We start from the raw sequence: 18652 nt of genomic DNA, 5'->3' as shown, positions 1-18652 counted from the left end.
AGCCATGGGCCGAACTCTGCGTTGCGTCAGAGATTCGCCGGCAAGCCGGCTCCTACAGGCGCCATCGTCATGTAGGAGCTGGCTTGCCAGCGAAGGGGGTCAGAAGCCGACGCTGGCCTGGACAAAGAAGGTCCGGGGCGCGCCCACGTAGATCCCCGAGTTGTTGTCGCTGGAACGGGTGAAGTACTGGCGGTCGAAGACGTTCTTCACGCCGGCCCCCAGCTTCAGGTTCGACAACTGCGGCCCGAAGTCATAGCCACCACGGATGTTCCACAGCACATAGCCCGGCATGTCGCCGTACCGGCCATCGGCGCTGCCATCGGTGATGTAGTTGCCGTTGAAGCTGCCGTTGGCGTTCACCCCGGTGCCCGGCGAGTGCTGCTTGGACTGGGCGAAGGCGTCGATGTTGTAGGTCCAGCGGTCAATGTCGTAGCGCAGGCCGACAGTGGCCACCTGGCGCGAGTAGAACGGCAGGTCGCGGCCCTTGAAGCCGGGGATCTCGCCTTCATAGCTGGCGCGGGTGTAGGTGAAGCCGGCGTTGGCGGTCAGGCCGTCAAGGCTCGGGTCCAGGGCTGCCAGGTCGTAATGCATCGAGGCTTCCAGGCCCTGGTGCTTGGTGGCCCCCAGGTTGGTCCAGCCCACGTCGTTGCTGATGTATTGCAGCTCGTCGTCGAAGTCGATGTAGAACAGCGTCACTTCACCGCCCCACACATCATCGTTGTAGCGGGTGCCGATCTCGTAGGTCTTGGCCTTCTCCGGGCTCAGGCCGTTGGCCGTCTGGTCGCCCTTGCCGCCCTGGCCCAGCTGGAAGTACTGCAGGCTGCCAAAGGAAGTCTCGTAGTTGGCGAACAGCTTCCAGGCATCGGACAGGTGATACATCACGCTCAGGGCCGGCAGCGGTTCGTTGCTGTCGATGCTGCGGCGCTTCTCCTGCACTCGCACGCCGTTGGTGCCCGGGACCGGCCGGTCGTGCCAGTTGGTGCTGATGTCCTCGAAGCGGATGCCCGGGGTGATGGTCCAGTTGCCGACGTCGATCTTGTCGTCGATGTAGTAGGCATTGGCCTCGGTGCCGCCGGTACGGTCCTGGTAGACATGGCCGTCGGAATCCGCGGTGAGCACCGGCTGGTTGTTCACCAGGGCCACGCGGCTGGCCTGTTCATGCATGCCTTCCTTGAGGTAGCGATAACCCACGCTGACTTCCTGAGTGGTGGGCCCCAGGTCGAACACATGGGACACCCGCGGCTCGATGCCAAAGGTGTAGTAGGTGCGCGGGTAGGAGACCAGGGTCTTCTGGTCGCTGGCGGCAATGTTGCTGCCGCGGAAGCTGTCGGAGTAGTAGGTCAGCACTTCGAACTGGGTGCGGTCGTCGACCTGGCGCTGGTACTTGAAGGACACATCCTTGCGCCGGCCGCTGAAGTTGTCCCAGTCGCGATCGGAGTCGTAGGGCTTGGCGTCGTACTGCTTCTGGGTCAGGCCGCCGGGCATGTCGGCGGTGGCGTCGTAGTAATGCAGGTTGAACCAGAACTCGTCCTGCTCGGTGGGTGCCCAGTGGGTCTTGAGGATCACGTCGTCGATGTCGTTGCCGTTGTTGCCCTCGCGGTAGCCATTGCCGTTGACCCCGGAATACAGCAGCGCCACCCCCAGGCCGTTGTCCGCAGTGCCGCCAAGGAAAGCCGTGTCGATGTGCTTCCAGCCGCCCTGCCGTGAGGTTTCCAGGGTGGTGCCGATTTCCCCGGTGGCCTTTTCCGGAATCGCCCGGGTCACGAAGTTGATCACCCCGCCGACGTTCTGCGGCCCGTAGCGTACGGAACCGGCGCCGCGCACCACATCGATGCTGTCCAGGTTGCCGGAGGAAATCGGCGCCATGGACAACTGCGGCTGGCCATAGGGTGCAAAGGCCGCCGGCACGCCGTCGATCAGCACCGTGGAGCGCGGCGACAGGCGCGAGGTCAGGCCGCGCACGCCGACGTTCAGGGAAATATCGCTGCCACCGGTGCCGTTGGCATCCTGGACCTGCACCCCGGGCACCCGGCGCAGCACGTCGCCGACGTTCATCGCGCCCTGCTCCACCATGGCCTCACGGCGGATCACCGTACGTGCACCGGGGTGGTTCTGGACCTTTTGCACATCGGCATCGCCCAGCCAGTCGCCCACCACGCTGATGCTGCTGGTGCCCAGTTCCAGGGCACCGCCCGTGGCTGCCGGAGCCGGGCTCAGGGTCACCGAACCGCCGTCGATCCGGTATTGCAGGCCACTGCCCTGGAGCAACTGGCCCAGGGCCTGTTCCGGGGACAGGTTGCCGTCCACCGCCGGGGCCTGCTTGCCGGCCACCAGCTCGGGGCTGAAGAACACCTGCAACGAGGTCTGCAGGCCCAACTGGCTCAGGGCCTGGCCCAGCGGCTGGGCCTGGATGTGAATGGCGGCGGCTTGCCCGGCCTGGGCCTGGGGCAAGGCCGCACTGACCGCCAGGGCCAGGGCCAGGGGCAGCCAGCAGCGCGCGGGCAACGGGGATACGGCGGGAGAAACGGCTATTTTTTTCACGTCGGCGGCAGTCCTGTCGATCACACAAAGGTGCGTCTGTTAATGCAAACCAGTTGCAGTTGGACAAGAAGACGATGAACTGAAAAAAAACCTGAATCTAACGTGAAAAAATTTCCTGGCTACCGTCGGCAAGGGTCCGCACCTCCACCGGCAGGATGCTCGGCAGGGCCTTGAGCAGGGCCTGGGTGTCGTCGGACTTGAACACGCTGGTCAGGCGCAGCTCACCCACTGCGGCGCTGGCCACCCGCAGGGGCTGTTCGCGATAACGCGAGACTTCGGCCACCACCTCGGCCAGGGAGGCGTTGTTGAATACCAGCTTGCCGCTGCGCCAGGCCGTGAGCGCCTCGGGGTTCACCGCGTAGGCCTGAGCCACCTTGCCGTGCTCATCGACATGGGTGCCCTGGCCCGGGGTCAGGGCAATGAAATCATCCGCCGCGGCGTCGCGCCCCTGCACCTTGACCCGGCCCTGCTCCACCGCCACCCGGGTCTGGCGCTCATCGCGGCGCACATCGAAGCGGGTGCCGGTGACCGTGACCTTGCCCGCTCCCGCCGCCACCACGAAGGGCCGATCCGTGTCGTGCTCGACGTTGAACAGGGCTTCGCCTTCCACCAGCTTGATCAGCCGCTGGTTCCTGGCATAACGCACCTGCAGGTGGCTGCGGCTGTTCAGGTCGATCTGCGAGCCATCGGGCAAGGCCACATGGCGGCGCTCGCCCAGGGCGGTCACGAATTGCGCACTGTAGGAAACCGGCTGGTTGAGGCCACTGAACAGCCCCAGGCCCAAGGCCAGCGTCGCCACCCCGGCAGCCAGGGCAAAGCGCAGCAGCGGGCGCCGCCGGGCCTTGGCCGGCGGGGTGGCGCACAGCGCTTGCAGGCGCGCCCTGGGCACCAGGTCGGTGGCCGCCCACAGGGCTTCGAGCAACTGAAACTCGTGCCGGTGCTGCGGATCCTCGGCCAGCCACTGCTGGAACCGCAGTTGCTGCTCCGGGCTCACCTCGGGCTCCTGCAGCCGCGTGAACCAGGCCGCCGCCTCGTCACGAATCCTGGCCTGCGCGCTGGCGCAATCGCGGCTGTCCATCATGCAAATTCCTGTTTGGCAGAGGGTGAGAAATCGCCACGACTGATCATGGGGCCGACCCGTCCAGACGGTCGCGCAGATGCCGCAGGGTGCGGATCATATACTTTTCCACCATGTTCTTTGACAGCCCCAGGCGCTCGGCGATCTCGGCCTGGGTCAGGCCCTCGATCTTCTGCCAGACAAACACCTTGCGACAGTTGACCGGTAACTCGCCAAGCGCCCGTTCGATGGAATCGGCCAACTGGATCGCGTGCATGAAATGCTCCGGGTCGCCGCTGGGCGACACGCTGAGGTGGACCCCCTGTTCTTCCAGGGCACCGCGCCGGTCTTCTCGGCGAAAGGCATCCACGGCGATATTGCGCGCGGTCTGATGCAGGTAGGCGCGCGGCTGCTGCACCGTGGCGGCATCGGATTCCAGCACCCGGACAAAGGTGTCGTGGGCCAGGTCCTCGGCCTGCTGGCGATTGCGCAAGCGCCGGGTCCAGGTGCCGATCAACTCTTCGTAGTGCTCGAAAAAGCCTGGTCTGCGGGGCGGCTTGGCTGTCATCGCGGGGCGCTGGGGAAGTGGGGCGTGAATAGTAATGCTTCGCATTAATGCAGGCAATGGATTCACCGCCCACCTCCCGCCCGGCGGTCGGCCCTAGCGGCTGTACCAGCGCGGCGACTCGACAAACAGGTGAGTCTGCCCCGCCACCAGCCAGTCCCCCAGGCACTGTTGCAGGTGGGCCAGGCAATGCACGGCCAGGTAGATTTCGTGGTACGGAATGACCATCAGGCGCAGGCTCAGGCCCATGGGCCCGCCTTGTACAATCGGTTCATCTCGGCGCCCTTGTTTTATTTATACCGAACAATTAACCGATATAATGAACGGCTAAATTTATCTGCGTCAAGAGAATCAAGGATGATTTAATAGAGATATGAACGATAAAACGAACGACCCAACCTCCCTGTCGCCCATCGGCCTGCTGGCCATGGCCATCAAGCGCGAGCGCCTGAACGCTGGTTTCTCCGTTTCGGAACTGGCCAAGCGGGCTGCGGTGGCCAAGTCCACCCTGTCCCAGCTGGAAGCCGGGCTGGGCAACCCGAGCATCGAGACCCTGTGGGCCCTGGCCCAGGCCATGGGCTTGCAGGTGACGCGGTTTTTCCAGCAACCGGCGCATCAGCTGAAAGTCATCCGTGCCCACGAAGGCACCACCGCCCATGCCGAGGATGCCCACTACGCGGCGACCCTGCTCGATGACTGCCCGCCGGGGGCGCAGCGCGACCTGTATCGCCTGAAGGCGCAACCCGGCCAGGCGCGCCAGTCCAAGGCCCACCTGCCGGGCACCGTGGAACACCTGGTGATCTGCAGCGGGCGGGCCCTGGCCGGGCCTGCGGACAGCCCGGTGAGCCTGGAGGCCGGCGACTACATCCGCTACAGCGCCGACCTGCCCCACGTGTTCGAAGCCCTGGAGGCCGACACCACGGCGATCCTGATCATCGAACATCGCTAGAGCCCGGGCATTTATCTGCAGGGCCAAGTCTGGAATCATGGCCCCCCGCCTCAACAGGAGTGAGCATCAATGCCGTATTTCTCCCGCCGCGCGCCCCTCCTCGGCCTGCTGCTGGCCAGCCTTGCTGCCCAGGCCGCCCCCAAGCAGGACCAGGACCTTCACATCTACTACAGCATGGTGCCCGGCCAGTTCATGCTGATCGGCAAGGAGCCCGATGGCGGGCCGACCTACTCGGGCACCGCGGTGATCCGCTACGAGAACCAGGCCCTGACCCTGGTCAAGACCATCGACGGCAAGACCACCACCGCCACCGGCAAAGTGGAGCGGGCCACCATGGCCGAGGCCGATGTGCTGCGTTTCAGCTGGCCGGGGCACAACGCCACCTGCCTGGTGCGCGGCGACCTGGACAACTACTCCCGCTTGAGCTGCTACTGGACCCGGGACGGGGTGGACCACAAGGAGCCGGGGCTGGAGGCCTATTTCCCCACCGAAACCTGGCCCGGCCATCAGGACTGAAACCCGCCCTTCTGTGCTCCCACACTTTAACGAGCCACGCCATGATCCAGATCGTCGAATACAGCAACCCCCACCATCGCCAGCCCGTGATCGACCTGTGGAACCGCAGCTTCGGCTACGACACGGCCCACAACACCCCGAGCCTGGCCATCGACCGCAAGCTCGCGGTGGATGACGCTCTGTTCTTCGTCGCCCTGGACCAAGGACAGGTCATAGGCACCCTGATGGCCGGCTATGACGGCCACCGCGGCTGGCTCTACGCCCTGGCGGTGGACCCGCAACAGCGCCGGCTCGGCACTGGCCGGGCCCTGGTGCGCCATGGCGAACAAGCCCTGCAGGGCCGCGGCTGCCTGAAGATCAACCTGCAGATCCTCAGCAGCAACGCCGCCGTGCAAAGCTTCTACCAGGCCCTGGGCTATCAGGTCGAACCGCGGATCAGCATGGGCAAGGTGATCAGCGCCAACCTACCCGAACACCTGCGTGGCTAGGGGCCGCCGCCCCGCCCTCACCAGTTGTGCCGGTTGCTGCGCGGTGGCGCCAGCAGTTGCTGGGCCAGGCTGGCAGCCGCCAGCGGCGAGGCACTGTGCAACAGCGGATAACCCCAGAACTTTTCATAGGTATCGGCAAAGGCCTCGACCCCGGCCTGGGCCTCGGGCTCCGGGGCAATGACGATCATGGCCTTGATCCAGCGACGGATCGCCGCCTTGTTGCGTTTCATCCATAACGCCCCCTGCTTGAGCAATGCCTTGCTCTGCTCGGTGTTGCGCTGCGCAGGATCGGGCATGGCATCGCTCATCAGGACGAAGGCCTGACCGCGCTGCATCAACGCCTCCAACTGCTGGAACGGCTCGACTCCCGGCTGCCCGGCGCCTTTGGCGGGGCGCATCCAGACCAGGGGAAAATGCTGATGATCGAAGTACATGGGAACACCTCAAGAAAGCTGACAAACAAGAATGGTTATCATCTTCCCGTATAAACCTGTCCGCATCAGTCGAGATTGACAAATTATTGATCAATCCGGCCAAACGACCGCAGTGATGGAGGTAGCCGTGGCGGTTTTGCAGGCGCTGGTGTGCGTCAAGCAAGGCCCTGCGAGCCTTTGCGCAGCCTCGCGGGCGCGGCGGCTACAGGGGTAGGTCGTGTTCCAGGGCCTGGCGGCGTTCGGCAAAGAAGCGCCCCGGCGGCTGGCCTACGGCTTTCTTGAACATGCGGATAAAGGCGCTGGCGCTGTCATAGCCCAGGGTCAGCGCGACCCGTTCCACCGAGTCGCCCCGGCCCAATTGCTTGAGCCCCAGAAGAATGTGCAACTGGCGCTGCCAGCGGCCGAAGCTCAGGCCGGTCTCGGCCACAATCAGACGGCTCAGGCTGCGTTCGCTGAGGCCGATCTGCTCGGCCCATTGCCCAAGGCTCAGGCGGCGTTCCGGCTGTTCAAGGATCTGCCCGGCCAGGCGCCGCAGCTGTTCATGCCGGGGCATGGGCAGGTGGATCTGCTCCCGGGGCGCCGCCGCCAGCTCGTCCAGGGCCACGGCCATCAACCGCCCCTCGGCACCCTGCTGGTCATAGAGATAGGGCAATTGCGCGCAGCGTTGCAGCAGCTCCTGCAATAGGGGCGACACTGCCAGGGTGCAGCAGGCCTGCGGCAGTGAGCGGGCATGCTCGGGCTCGACGAACAGGCAATAGCCCAGGGCGTTCTCCAACCCCTGGACCCGATGGTCGGTGGCGCTGGGGATCCATACTGCGCATTGCGGCGGTGCCAGCCACAGGCCCTCGGCGCTCTCGCAACTGAGCACGCCGGACAATGGGAACAGCAGCTGGGCCTTGCGGTGGCTGTGCCACGGCCGCTCCCAGCGCTGTTCCTGAGTCGAGATGCGCAAGGCGCACACCGGGCGCGCAATCGCATCCGGATCCTGGGGCTGATCCTGTTCGTTCAAGACGGGCATCCACCTTCCTCCACGGCATCGGGGCATGCCCGCCATCCGTCTGACGGCCAGGCAAGCCCTGCAAGGTCGAGGATTGTGCCGGGCCCCTGGGGGTTAGCCAAGAACCGCGGGGCACGCGCTCTTAATCCCAGTGCCCTAGCGGTAATAGCCATAGCGATAGCAGCAGCCGTGGTAGTGCCCGGGGTAAACCACGCAACCGCCCAGGGAGAGCAGGGCGGCCATGACAATCAGCAGTGCAATGCGACGGGACATGGTGAATTCCTCATGGGTTCAGTGATACGACCGGCAAGCGCCGCTGGCGACCATCGCCAGCCGTGGCTGCACGGTTACTGATTCAACGGCGCAGCGCGCAGAGATCCGTCGCCGCCCCTGCACAAATATTTCCAGCCGCCGCTGCCAGCGCCCTGCCCCCGCCAGCTGAACCCGGGTTGAACCGGGCGCGGATAAAAATTTCATTTGCCCGCGACGGATTCCCAGCCCATCTATCGTTGAACCCATCAGCTGCGTTCATCAGTGAACGCAGGCCTGAAGGAGTCATCATGAAGCTTGTCCGTTCCCTGCTGCGTCTGCGCACATTGCTGCTGATCCCCCTGGCACTTGGTGCGCTGGCAAGCACGCCCTCCTATGCCGAAACCATCATCATCCAGCAGGCACCACCGCCCATGCGCTATGAGCCGATGCCGGTGGCCCGCCCCGGCTACGCCTGGGACCGCGGCAACTGGCGCTGGCGCGGGCACGGCTACGTCTGGGTGCCCGGCCACTGGCAACCGGTGATACAGCGCGGGCGCTGGATGCCCGGGCATTGGCAGGCCCATGGGCCGCGCTGGTACTGGGTCGAAGGCCGCTGGGTGCGCTGATGCCGTGATGCCCTGGACTACCCCGTTAGCGCACCGAGACTTGCCCACTTGAACGAAACCGACCCGGATCTGGAGTTGCTCAAACGCATCGGCAACAACGACGCGCAGGCCGTGAAGGAAATGGTCACGCGCAAGCTGCCACGCCTGCTGGCCCTGGCCAGCAGGCTGCTGGGGGATGCCGACGAAGCCCGGGACATCGCCCAGGAGAGCTTCCTGCGGATCTGGAAACAGGCCGCCAGTTGGCGCAGCGAACAGGCACGGTTCGACACCTGGTTGCACCGGGTGGCGCTGAACCTGTGCTACGACCGCCTGCGCCGGCGCAAGGAACATGTGCCGGTCGATAGCGAGCACGCCTGCGAGGCCCTGGACACCCGCCCGGCGCCCGATGAACAACTGGAGGCCAGCGCGCAGAGCCGGCGCATGGCCCAGGCCCTGGACCAGCTGCCGGATCGCCAGCGCGAGGCGATCGTCCTGCAGTACTACCAGGAACTGTCCAACACCGAGGCCGCGGCGCTGATGCAGATCAGCGTCGAAGCCCTGGAAAGCCTGCTGTCGCGGGCCCGGCGCAACCTGCGCAGCCACCTCGCCGAGGCCCCCGGCGCAGACCTCTCAGGAAGGAGAAAACCATGACCCACGAACGCTTCGTGCACCTGGCCGACGCCTATGGCGCCGACCTGCAACGCTGGCCCAGCGCTGAACGCGCCGCCGCCCAGGCCCTGCTCGACTGCGGTGATGCCCAGGCCGTGGCAGCCCTGCGCCAGGCGCACTGGCTCGACAGCCAGCTGGACCGCTACCAGGTGCCCGCACCGAGCCCGGCCCTGGCCCAGCGCATCATCGCCGCCGCGCAGCAGCCCGGCGCGCCGTTCTGGAGCCGCTACGCCGGCTGGCTGGCCTCCCTGGGCTGGGTCGGGGTCGGCCTTACCGGAGTCGCCGCCGGCATGCTTGCGGTGGCCCTGAGCCTGCCGCTGTCGACCTCCGCCGAGGCCCTGCCCAGCGTGTTCGACCAGAGCGATGCGGAATTCGTCCTGAGCATCAATGCCGAGGAGGCCGAACAGTGAGCCTGTCCATGCGTGCGCTGAAAACCTGCCTGGTGCTGTCGCTGCTGATCAACGTGTTCCTGATCGGCGGCGTGGCCGGCGGCCTCTATCAGTGGCTTGGCCACCCCAAGCCGGCCCAGGCCCTGGCGGTACCCCAGCACGGCCTGCGCCAGGCCATGGCGCAGATGCCGGAAGAGCGCCGGCGCCAGTTGCGCCAGTTGCTGCGCCAGACTCGCATCGATAGCCAGCCGCTGATCATCGCTGGGCGCGAGGCGCGCCAGGCGGTGGTGCGTGAACTGGGGGCCGAACCACTGGACCGCAATGCCCTGGATGCCCAACTGGGCAAGTCCCGGGATGCCGACATCGCCCTGCGGGCCCGGGTCGACGAGGTCCTGGCCGACTTTGCCGGCAGCCTGTCGCTCAAGGAGCGCCAGCAACTGGTGGACGCCATGTACCTGCGGGGCCCGGGGAAAAACCGCGCAGCCAATAGAGATTGAAGGCCCGGCGACGGATTTCGCCCCGGGCCACGTTCAACCCTCAACCGCCCGCGATGGCCGCGGGCCCACTGCCCCCCTCAGGAAACCGCCCATGCTTCGTACGATCCAAAGCATTCTCATCGCCACCTTGCTTGGCACCACCCTGGCAGGCTGCGTGGTGGCCCCGGCCCACCCTCGCCGGCCGCCACCGCCGCCGCCCATTGTCGAGGTGATTCCGATGGCGCCGGCGCCGAGCTATCACTGGGTTGCCGGGCATTACCGCTGGCACGCCGGCCAGTGGGTCTGGACACCGGGGCATTGGCGCTATTGATGGCTAGCCTGCCACCGCTTCCAGCAGCCAGGCCTTGAACGCGCCCATGGCCGGGGTTTCGGCCCGGGATTGCAGGCGGGTCAGCCAGTAGCTGCCGGTGACAATGCCGATGTCGAAGGGCTGCACCACCGCGCCACTGGCCAACTGGCGCTGGAACATCAAGGGCGGCGCCAGGGCCACGCCCAGGCCTTGCAGCGCCGCTTCGAGCATGCCCAGGGACGAGTCGAAGACCACGCTCTGGGGCAACAGGCTGTTGGCCCCCAGCCCCGCCGCCTGGAACCACTGCGGCCATTCGTCGGTGCGGTAGGAGCGCAGCAAGGTCTGCCCCAGCAGGTCCGCCGGGCTGTGCAACTGGCGGGCAAGTTCCGGCACGCACAAGACCGACAGTGGCGCCTGCAACAACGCCAGCGCCTCGATGCCGTGCCAGGCCCCGGTGCCAAAGCGGATGGCATAGTCCAGGCCCTCCGCCGCCACGTCCACCCGGTTATTGTTGGTGCTCAGGCGCAGGTCGACATAGGGATGGCGTGCCTGGAAGTCCTCCAGCCGCGGCAGCAGCCAGCCCACGGCGAAGGTGCCCACCGCGCCCACCGTCAGCACTTCACGATAGTGCCCACCCTCGAATCGTCCCAGGGTCTGGGCGATGCGGTCGAAGCATTCGCGCAGCACCGGCAGCAGGGTCTCGCCTTCGCTGGTGAGCATCAGGCCCCTGGGCAGGCGCTTGAACAGGGTGACGTTGAGCTGGGCCTCCAGGCTCTTGACCTGGTGGCTGACCGCCGCCTGGGTCACGCACAGCTCGATGGCCGCACGGGTGAAACTCAAGTGCCGGGCCGAGGCTTCGAAAGCCCGCAGCGCATTCAGTGGCAGATGGGGGCGGAGCATGGGCATTCCCTAGTTTTTCTAATGGCTCGTGCGAAATATGGTCGTTTGTCGATGCGCCGTAAACTGCCTACATTGGCCTCGCTCGCGCAGCACCGGCCACGCCCTCCTGAGCCAGGAAGGCTTCGCGGGCAGGCCGCCCGGAGCGTTCCCACGAAGAACGCCGAGGCCGCAAAGCCGCTGGGACAAACGCGGCGTACATAACCAGAACCCAGGGAAACCAACCAATCATGCGGCACACAACCTTGACCGGACTAAGCGTCATCAGCGCCTGCGCACTGCTACTGGGCGCCTCCAGCGCCTTCGCCGAGACCACCGCAGACAGCGCTCTGAAAACCACCGTGGACGCCACCATCCGCCCGCTGATGCACCAGCAGGGCATTCCCGGCATGGCGGTGGCGATCATCGCCAACGGCAAGCGACATTACTTTAACTACGGGGTTGCCTCCAAGGACAATCAACAGCCGGTGGACAACGACACCCTGTTCGAGGTGGGTTCGGTGAGCAAGACCTACACCGCCACCCTCGCCGGCTACGCTCAGGCCAGCGGCAAGCTGGCCCTTGAGGACCACGCCAGCCAGTACCTGCCGGCCCTGCGCGGCAGTGCCTTCGACGGCATCAGCCTGCTGCAGCTGGGCACCTACACCGCCGGCGGCCTGCCCTTGCAGTTCCCCGACGAGGTGCAGGGTGAAGACAAGACCCTGGACTACTACAACACCTGGAAACCCACCTTCAGCCCCGGCACCCAGCGCCAGTATTCCAACCCCAGCATCGGCCTGCTCGGCTACCTGGCCGCCCGCAGCCTGGGCCAGCCCTTCGACCGGTTGATGGAGCAGACGCTGTTTCCCAAATTCGGCCTCAAGCACAGCTACATCCATCTGCCCAAGGACCAACTGGGGCACTACGCCCAGGGCTACGACAAGCAGAACCGGCCGATCCGCCTCAGCCCCGGGCCGCTGGACGCCGAAGCCTACGGGGTCAAGACCAGCGCCCCGGACCTGCTGCAATTCATTGCCGGCAACCTGCAACCGGGCCAGTTCGACCGCCCCCTGCAACAAGCCATGGTGGCGACCCAGAGCGGCTACTACCAGGTTGGCGACATGACCCAGGGCCTGGGCTGGGAGCGCTACGCCTACCCGGTGCCCCTGGCGCGCCTGCTGGCGGGCAACTCATCGGCCATGGCCCTTGAGCCGCACCCGGTGCAATGGCTGACCCCGGCCGCAGCCCCCAAGGCCGACGCGCTGTACAACAAGACCGGTTCCACCAGCGGTTTCGGCGCCTATGTAGTGTTCGTGCCGAGCCAGCAGATCGGCATTGTCCTGCTGGCCAACAAGAACTACCCCAACGAGGAACGGATCAAGGCCGCCCACGCCATCCTCACGGCCCTGGAGACCGGGAAGTAATCAACCCGGCAGCCCCTCCGGTGCCTGCGCCTGCCCGCAACGCCACCTGATCTTCGGTCACGTGGCGTTTTTCCTGTTGCCTCGTCCAGAGTGGCGCCTAGACTCAAACCAGCCTCCTCGACCGCGCACTCGGGCCAGGCCAGCCACTGGCCCGGCGCTTGCAGCGCCGGGCCTGATTCAAGGTTCGCGCTGAACCTTCTGCCAGGCTTTCCGGTCGATAACTGCAACCTGGCCAGGCTTGCCGGCGCTGCTGCGCCGGACATCGCCCGGGCACCACAGCCGCTGGAGAAACGTCCGTGATATCGACCCTGCAGATTGCCAGAATCAAAGCCTGGGGCGCCCATGGCTTCACCGCCACCGGGGTGGTCAGTGCCTTGCTCGCCACCCTGGCACTGTTCGACAACCAGCCCAAGGCCTGCCTGCTATGGCTGGGGGTGGCGCTGCTGGTGGATGGCGTCGACGGCTCCCTGGCGCGCAAGGTCAAGACCAGCTCGGTGCTGCCCAACATCGACGGCTCCGTGCTGGACCTGGTGATCGACTACCTGACCTATGTGTTTATCCCGGCGCTGTTCATCTACCGCTACATTCCCCTGCCGGAATACAGCGCGCTGCTGGCCACCTCGCTGATCCTGCTGTCGTCGCTGCTGTGTTTCTGCAACGTCAACATGAAGAGCCACGACAACTACTTCCAGGGCTTTCCCGCGGCCTGGAACGTGGTCGCCCTGTGCTTCTACCTGATCGAGCCCGGCCCCTGGCTGAGCCTGCTGAGCATCTTCGCCCTGGCCCTGCTGACCGCCACCCGGGTGCAGTTCCTGCATCCGTTCCGGGTACGCAAGTGGATGGGGCTGAACATCATCGTGACCTTCGTCTGGCTGCTCAGCGGCGCGCTGCTGATCCTCAGCCACCCGCTGCACAGCCCGCCGATCATGGGCTTGTGGCTGGCAGCCTCGGCCTACTTTCTCGGCGTGTGCCTGTGGCGTTCGGCCCAGGAATGGTTCAGCAAGGCCAGCTGAACCCGGGCCGCACGAACCATTGCCGGGGCCCGGCAAGCATGCAAGACTCCTGCGCCCAAGCCTCTGCAGCAGAGGCTTGGCGACTATTTGCCCGCCGCCCGCCGCGAATGAGTACCAGGCCAGCCCCCCATGACCCACCTTCCCTTGATCGACCTCTACCCCATCAGCGACAGCCCTCCGGATGAGCGGGAACGGCTGTATCACGAGGCCGCGCTGAAGAACAACTGGCCAACCCGGCCCTTGCGCGTGCAACAGACCGTGCGTAACGCCAGGGACTTTGTGCTGCACACCCTGGGCCACTACGTCGGTTCGGGCGTGGTCAACGAATTCCGCCGCCAACTCCAAGTGCACCCCCAGCTCAGGCAAGCCAAGGCGGCCATGCCCTACCTCAAGGATTCCGCACCGCTCAAGGAGTATCAAAGAGCATCTGGCAAGTTCACTGCGGACACCTTGAATACCGAGGTCAGGCACTTCGGACGGTTTATCGCCCCCGGCCAGGTGCTGTTCCACGGTGGTTCCTGCCGCCCGAGCGAGGTAGCAACCTTCGTCACCAACAAACCGCTCTCGACCTCTTTGTGCCCGCAGATTGCCGCCTGGCATGCGTACAACGACCTGCTCCCGGCCCCCAACCCAGCCCCGGCGATCTGGATCCTCAGCGCGCCCTACGGCAACCGCAAGGCCGTGGTCTATCGCAAAGGCGGCGCCGGCATGGAACATGAACAGGAAGTGCTGATCGAAGCAGGCTCCACCATCAGCCCCACGCGTTGCTTTAACGTGCGCACCGCCAGCGCCAATGTCCTGGTGATCGAAGCCAGCCTGAGTTGAAACGGGTGCCTACGGCACCTCGGGCTGGCCGATCGCCGCGCTCAGGGCCAGGGCCAGTTCCGCCACCGAGTAGGGCTTTTGCAGGAACACGAATTCCCGGGTCTGGCCCTGGGCCAGGGCCGGGCTGTAGCCGCTGGTGAGGATGACCGGCAACCGCGGGTAGTCGCAACGGATCCGGCTGGCCAGTTCGATACCGCTCATGCCCGGCATCACCACATCGGAAAACACCGCCTGGAATCGGGTCCGCTCCTCGCCCAGGCGGCGCAGAGCCTCCGCCGCGCTGGTGGCCCATTCGGTCTGGTAGCCCAGCTCGTTCAGGGACTGGGCCAGCAGCACGCCGACTTCGGGATTGTCCTCCACCACCAGCAGGGTCATGCCCTGGCCGTCGATCATGGGCACCACCGCCTGGGTTGGCGTCGGCAAGCCGGCCAGGGCCTCCGCGCGCGGCAGGTACAGGGTAAAGCACGTGCCCTGCCCCGGCTGGCTGTGCACCGCCAGGCCGCCGCCCGATTGCTGGGCGAAACCGAACACCTGGGACAAGCCCAGGCCGGTGCCCTTGCCCACCTCCTTGGTGGTGAAGAAGGGTTCGAAGATCCGTTCGATCTGCTGGGGGTCGATGCCGGCGCCGGTATCAGTCAGGGATACCGCGACAAAGTCCCCGGCCTGGGCACCCTGGCTGGCACTGGGGGGAATCTGCGCCACCCGCCCCACAGCCACCACCAGCAAGCCTTCGCCCTGCATGGCATCCCGGGCATTGACCGCCATATTGATCAGCGCCGTGTCGAACTGGCCGGCATCGGCGTGGATGTAGCAAGGCTGCTGCGGCAACTCGATACGCAGTTCGATGCAGGCGCCGATCAGTGGATTGATCATCTGCGCCAGCAACTGCACGCTGGCGCCGACGTCGAAGGTCTCCGGGCGCAGGTTCTGCTGGCGGGCATACGCCAGGAGCTGGCCGGTGAGCTTGCTGGCGCGGTCGACGGTGTCGGAAATCGCCTTGATGTACAGCTGCCGGCGCTCTTCGCTGAGGTTGCGGCGCAACAGGTCGGTGGAAGAACGGATCACCGTCAGCAGGTTGTTGAAGTCGTGGGCCACGCCACCGGTCAGTTGCCCCACCGCCTCCATCTTCTGCGCCTGGCGCAGGATGTCCTCGGTCTTGCGCAGCGCCTGGGCGGCCTCGCGCTCGGCCTGCATGTCACGGCCCACGGCGTGAATGTGGTGCGGGTCCGGCACGGCGCTCCAGGCCATCCAGCGATAGGAACCGTCGCGGTGGCGAAAGCGGTTCTCGAAGCGCGAAAAGCTCTCGCCCCGGGACAGATCGGCCGCCGCCCCCGCTGCGGCCAGGCTGTCCTGGGGGTGGATGAAATCGTAGAAACTGCTGCCTTCCAGTTCCTCGCGCTGCCAGCCCAGGAGCTGGGTCCAGGCCGGGTTGACGGCGACGATGCGGCCATTGAAGTCCGCCACCAGCATCAGGTCCGTGGACAGCTGCCAGATCCGGTCGCGCTCCTGGGTACGCTCCTGGACCCGCTGCTCCAGAGACTCATTGAGCCGCCGCAGTTCCTCCTGCGCCTCGCGGGTGGCGCTGATGTCCCGGGAAATGCAGAGGATCTTCTCCGGCTGGCCGGCCGCGTCGAGCATCGGCGTAACCTGCACATCCCACCACTTGGTGCGCCCCTGGAGGGTATCGGCGGCGCCCTGGAACCGCGCCGAGCGACCCTGGCGCGCGGCAGCAATGGCATCCCGGGCCTCCTGGTGGCCCTGGCCCTGCCAGAAGTCCGGCCAGGGACAGCCCCGCACCGCATTGAAATCACTGACCTCCATGACCCGCAGGCCACCTTCGCTCATGAACGACAGCTGGCCATCGAGGTCCAGCACCTTGATGCAGTCGTTGCTGGCGGCCAGCACCCGGGTATTGAGCTCGCGGGTTTCGCGCAGATGCGCCTCGGTCTGCCGGGCGTGCCGGGCCAGCAGCACGCGATCGGTGGTCTCCACGGTGTGGCACAGCACTCCGAGCACCTGTTCGTCGTCCTCGTCATACACCGGGCTCATGGAGAACGACCACCAGGTCAGCTCTTCGCCAGGGTAGCGCTGCATGTTCACCGGCAGGTCTTCGTGGCGGCAGGAGTAACCGAGAAACGCCTGCTCCACCATCGGCTGGACATCCGGCCAGGCATCGGCCCAGAGGGTCTGGATGGTCTGCCCCAGGGCATTGGCCAGGCGCGGGCCGAGGACCGGGCGGTAGGCATCGTTGAAGAAGAACTGCATCTGCGGCCCCCACAGCAGGTACAGGCTCTCCGGGGACTCGAGCATCTGGCTCAAGGTACTGCGCAGCAGGCCGGACCAGCCTTCACGAGGGCCCACCGCGGTCTGCGACCAGTCGAAGCGACGGATTGCAGCACCGATCTCGCCGCCGCGGGAGGTCTTGGGCGCTGCACCACGAGGTGGAGAAGTAGTCATGAACACATCACAGAAAAGGAAAAAGGCAACACTGCCATCCAATGGCCAGCGCAGGATAACTGACCCCGTGGATCCGCAGAAGTTGGCAAACGGCAAAGCTGATTCGACAACGGCGGCCAAAGTGCCCGGCGAATGCCTTTAAACCCGCGCCGGCCTGGGGCATTCTGCACCGGCATTGCCACCTGCCCGCCGAGAACCGCTCGATGAATACCACCACCTTGCTGCTCTACACCTCCAGCTGTTTTATCGGTGCCCTGATTCCCGGGCCGACCTCACTCCTGGCCATGGCCAACGGCACCTCGCGCAATCGCCAACTGGTGGCGGTGGGCATGGCCGGTGCGGCGCTTTCGGATGTGCTGATCATCGCTGCCGTGGGCCTCGGGCTGGGGGCCATGCTGATGGCCTCGCAGCAGTTGTTCATGGCCTTGAAATGGCTCGGGGTGTGCTACCTGGCCTGGCTCGGCATCCAGCTCTGGCGCAGTGCGCCCCAGGCCCTCGGAGCCCAGCAGGTGCAGGCCGGGTCACGGCGCGTCGAGGTGTTCCGGCGCAGCTTCTCGGTGGCCATGACCAACCCCAAGGTGCTGCTGTTCTTCACCGCGTTCCTGCCGCAGTTCGTCGACCCCGCCCAGCCGGTCTTCATCCAGTACGCCACTCTGGCGCTGGTCACTGCGGGGGTGGAGGTGCTGGTGATGGGGCTGTACGCCGCGGGTGGCGTGCAGGCGGCGAAGTTCCTGACCGCCAGCGGCATGCGCCGGCTCAATCAATGCTGCGGTGCGGCGATGCTGGCGCTGGCGGGGTTTCTAGCGCTGTATCGGCGCAGCTGAAACGCCGCGCCAGGTTTCAGAAGGCCAGCTTGTAACCGATGGAAAACAGCATGACCGCCAGGCACGGGCGCAGGATCTCGTCGGAAATGCGCCCGGTCATGTGGCTGCCGATCCAGATCCCGGGCAACGAGCCCATCAGCAGGAAACTCAGCAGGTGCCAGTCCATGTTGCCCATGCTGGCGTGGCCCAGGCCTGCCACCAGGGTCAGGGGCACGGCGTGGGCGATTTCAGTGCCCACCAGGCGCTTGGTGGCCAGGAACGGATAGAGGATGAACAGCGCCACGGTGCCCAAAGCACCGGCGCCGATGGAGGTCAAGGCGACCATGGTGCCCAGGATCACCCCGGTGACCACGGTCAGGCCATTGAGCCCGCCGGGGCTGGGCTGGTAGTCGCTGCCATGGCGCTGGGCGAAGGCCATGAGTTTCTTCTTGAAGACAATGGCCAGGGCCGTGAGCAGCAGGACGAACCCCAGCCCCTGCTTGATCACCGCGTTCAGGGCCTGGGGGTCGGTGTCGAGATTCTTCAGGAACCACAGGGTCAGCGCCACCGCCGGCACGCTGCCCAGGGTCAGCCAGCCGGTGATGCGCCAGTCGATGTTGCGGTTCTTCTGGTGCACCAGCACCCCACCGGATTTGGTGATGGCCGCGTACAGCAGGTCGGTGCCTACGGCCGTGGCCGGGTTGATGCCGAACCAGAGCAGGATCGGGGTCATCAGCGAACCGCCCCCCACACCCGTCATGCCTACGATGAAACCCACTACCAGGCCCGCGACTACAAAACCGAAGTTACCCACATCCATCAATAAAGCCCTACAAATCACGCGGCCAGGTCAAAAACTGGCGGCAGCATAGCGGCTAAAGCTTATGTCCATTTATATGAATAAAATCTAACGTTATAACCAGGCCCATTTTTCTCATGCACAAGGCGCATGGCAGCCCCTGCGCAATTGCAGCCGCCACATGCCACGGCGCCCCTGGCACGCGGC

21 protein-coding genes are annotated in these 18652 nt (G+C 65.7%); 12 read left to right on the top strand and 9 right to left on the bottom strand.

Annotated features, from left to right (window positions below; genetic code table 11):
* Window positions 1-99 precede the first annotated feature (99 nt).
* The 4 genes from M2395_RS00515 to M2395_RS00500 form a co-directional block, all read right to left on the bottom strand.
* Entirely contained in the window at window positions 100-2541 is a 2442-nt protein-coding gene (locus tag M2395_RS00515; protein ID WP_077934523.1) for a TonB-dependent receptor, read from the bottom strand.
* Window positions 2542-2638: 97 nt separating this feature from the next.
* Entirely contained in the window at window positions 2639-3622 is a 984-nt protein-coding gene (locus M2395_RS00510; RefSeq protein ID WP_053159534.1) for a FecR family protein, read from the bottom strand.
* Window positions 3623-3665: 43 nt separating this feature from the next.
* Complete coding sequence (locus M2395_RS00505) at window positions 3666-4166, bottom strand: sigma-70 family RNA polymerase sigma factor (protein WP_011062325.1); 501 nt, start codon at window positions 4164-4166, stop codon at window positions 3666-3668.
* Between the two features lie 93 nt (window positions 4167-4259).
* The gene (locus M2395_RS00500) at window positions 4260-4412 is read right to left on the bottom strand and encodes a hypothetical protein (RefSeq protein ID WP_011062326.1); all 153 of its coding nucleotides are present in this window, start codon (window positions 4410-4412) and stop codon (window positions 4260-4262) included.
* Between the two features lie 124 nt (window positions 4413-4536).
* Between M2395_RS00500 and M2395_RS00495 the strand changes: the two genes are divergently transcribed.
* From M2395_RS00495 to M2395_RS00485, 3 genes are all read left to right on the top strand, one after another.
* Entirely contained in the window at window positions 4537-5112 is a 576-nt protein-coding gene (locus M2395_RS00495) for a helix-turn-helix domain-containing protein (RefSeq protein WP_123430448.1), read from the top strand.
* A 69-nt stretch (window positions 5113-5181) separates the two neighbouring features.
* Window positions 5182-5628, top strand: coding sequence for a hypothetical protein (locus tag M2395_RS00490; RefSeq protein ID WP_015636386.1), 447 nt, complete (start codon window positions 5182-5184; stop codon window positions 5626-5628).
* Between the two features lie 41 nt (window positions 5629-5669).
* Window positions 5670-6116: a GNAT family acetyltransferase gene (locus tag M2395_RS00485; RefSeq protein ID WP_011062328.1), complete on the top strand. Its 447-nt coding sequence runs from the start codon at window positions 5670-5672 to the stop codon at window positions 6114-6116.
* 17 nt (window positions 6117-6133) lie between these two features.
* On the opposite strand, the gene M2395_RS00480 is transcribed toward M2395_RS00485, so the two are convergent.
* Together M2395_RS00480 and M2395_RS00475 are read right to left on the bottom strand one after the other, a co-directional pair.
* Window positions 6134-6550 carry a hypothetical protein gene (locus M2395_RS00480; protein WP_011062329.1) on the bottom strand — a complete coding sequence of 139 codons (417 nt, stop codon included), beginning with the start codon at window positions 6548-6550 and terminating at the stop codon, window positions 6134-6136.
* A 202-nt stretch (window positions 6551-6752) separates the two neighbouring features.
* A complete protein-coding gene (locus tag M2395_RS00475; RefSeq protein ID WP_011062330.1) occupies window positions 6753-7568 on the bottom strand; it encodes a helix-turn-helix domain-containing protein in 816 nt (271 codons plus the stop codon).
* 539 nt (window positions 7569-8107) lie between these two features.
* Here M2395_RS00475 and M2395_RS00470 point away from each other — a divergent pair.
* From M2395_RS00470 to M2395_RS00450, 5 genes are all read left to right on the top strand, one after another.
* Window positions 8108-8425: a YXWGXW repeat-containing protein gene (locus tag M2395_RS00470; RefSeq protein ID WP_123430447.1), complete on the top strand. Its 318-nt coding sequence runs from the start codon at window positions 8108-8110 to the stop codon at window positions 8423-8425.
* A gap of 48 nt (window positions 8426-8473) precedes the next feature.
* Window positions 8474-9055: an RNA polymerase sigma factor gene (locus M2395_RS00465; RefSeq protein WP_015636390.1), complete on the top strand. Its 582-nt coding sequence runs from the start codon at window positions 8474-8476 to the stop codon at window positions 9053-9055.
* Entirely contained in the window at window positions 9052-9483 is a 432-nt protein-coding gene (locus M2395_RS00460; RefSeq protein ID WP_053159540.1) for a hypothetical protein, read from the top strand. Before M2395_RS00465 ends, M2395_RS00460 begins: the two co-directional genes overlap by 4 nt.
* A gap of 8 nt (window positions 9484-9491) precedes the next feature.
* Window positions 9492-9959, top strand: a complete 468-nt coding sequence (locus tag M2395_RS00455) for a periplasmic heavy metal sensor (RefSeq protein ID WP_011062334.1) — start codon at window positions 9492-9494, stop codon at window positions 9957-9959.
* Between the two features lie 91 nt (window positions 9960-10050).
* On the top strand, window positions 10051-10269 hold the full coding sequence (locus M2395_RS00450; protein ID WP_011062335.1) for a YXWGXW repeat-containing protein: 219 nt from the start codon (window positions 10051-10053) through the stop codon (window positions 10267-10269).
* 3 nt (window positions 10270-10272) lie between these two features.
* On the opposite strand, the gene gcvA is transcribed toward M2395_RS00450, so the two are convergent.
* Window positions 10273-11148, bottom strand: coding sequence for a transcriptional regulator GcvA (gcvA, locus tag M2395_RS00445; protein WP_011062336.1), 876 nt, complete (start codon window positions 11146-11148; stop codon window positions 10273-10275).
* A gap of 227 nt (window positions 11149-11375) precedes the next feature.
* Between gcvA and ampC the strand changes: the two genes are divergently transcribed.
* From ampC to M2395_RS00430, 3 genes are all read left to right on the top strand, one after another.
* A complete protein-coding gene (gene ampC, locus M2395_RS00440) occupies window positions 11376-12548 on the top strand; it encodes a class C beta-lactamase (protein WP_011062337.1) in 1173 nt (390 codons plus the stop codon).
* Window positions 12549-12844: 296 nt separating this feature from the next.
* Window positions 12845-13561 (top strand): phosphatidylcholine synthase, encoded by a 717-nt coding sequence (pcsA, locus tag M2395_RS00435; protein ID WP_011062338.1) that lies wholly within the window; start codon window positions 12845-12847, stop codon window positions 13559-13561.
* Window positions 13562-13690: 129 nt separating this feature from the next.
* The gene (locus M2395_RS00430) at window positions 13691-14386 is read left to right on the top strand and encodes a hypothetical protein (protein WP_011062339.1); all 696 of its coding nucleotides are present in this window, start codon (window positions 13691-13693) and stop codon (window positions 14384-14386) included.
* 9 nt (window positions 14387-14395) lie between these two features.
* Here the strand turns inward: M2395_RS00430 and M2395_RS00425 are convergent, their stop codons facing one another.
* Complete coding sequence (locus M2395_RS00425) at window positions 14396-16843, bottom strand: PAS domain-containing protein (RefSeq protein WP_077934529.1); 2448 nt, start codon at window positions 16841-16843, stop codon at window positions 14396-14398.
* Between the two features lie 203 nt (window positions 16844-17046).
* Between M2395_RS00425 and M2395_RS00420 the strand changes: the two genes are divergently transcribed.
* Window positions 17047-17667, top strand: a complete 621-nt coding sequence (locus M2395_RS00420; protein WP_077934530.1) for a LysE family translocator — start codon at window positions 17047-17049, stop codon at window positions 17665-17667.
* Window positions 17668-17683: 16 nt separating this feature from the next.
* On the opposite strand, the gene M2395_RS00415 is transcribed toward M2395_RS00420, so the two are convergent.
* The gene (locus M2395_RS00415; protein ID WP_077934531.1) at window positions 17684-18466 is read right to left on the bottom strand and encodes a sulfite exporter TauE/SafE family protein; all 783 of its coding nucleotides are present in this window, start codon (window positions 18464-18466) and stop codon (window positions 17684-17686) included.
* Window positions 18467-18652: the final 186 nt, after the last annotated feature.

Source organism: Pseudomonas sp. BIGb0176 (genome assembly GCF_024810175.1).
GTDB classification, from domain to species: Bacteria; Pseudomonadota; Gammaproteobacteria; order Pseudomonadales; family Pseudomonadaceae; genus Aquipseudomonas; species Aquipseudomonas protegens.
The sequence above is the reverse complement of the archived record's forward strand: the minus strand, read 5'-3'. Positions and strand labels throughout refer to the sequence as shown.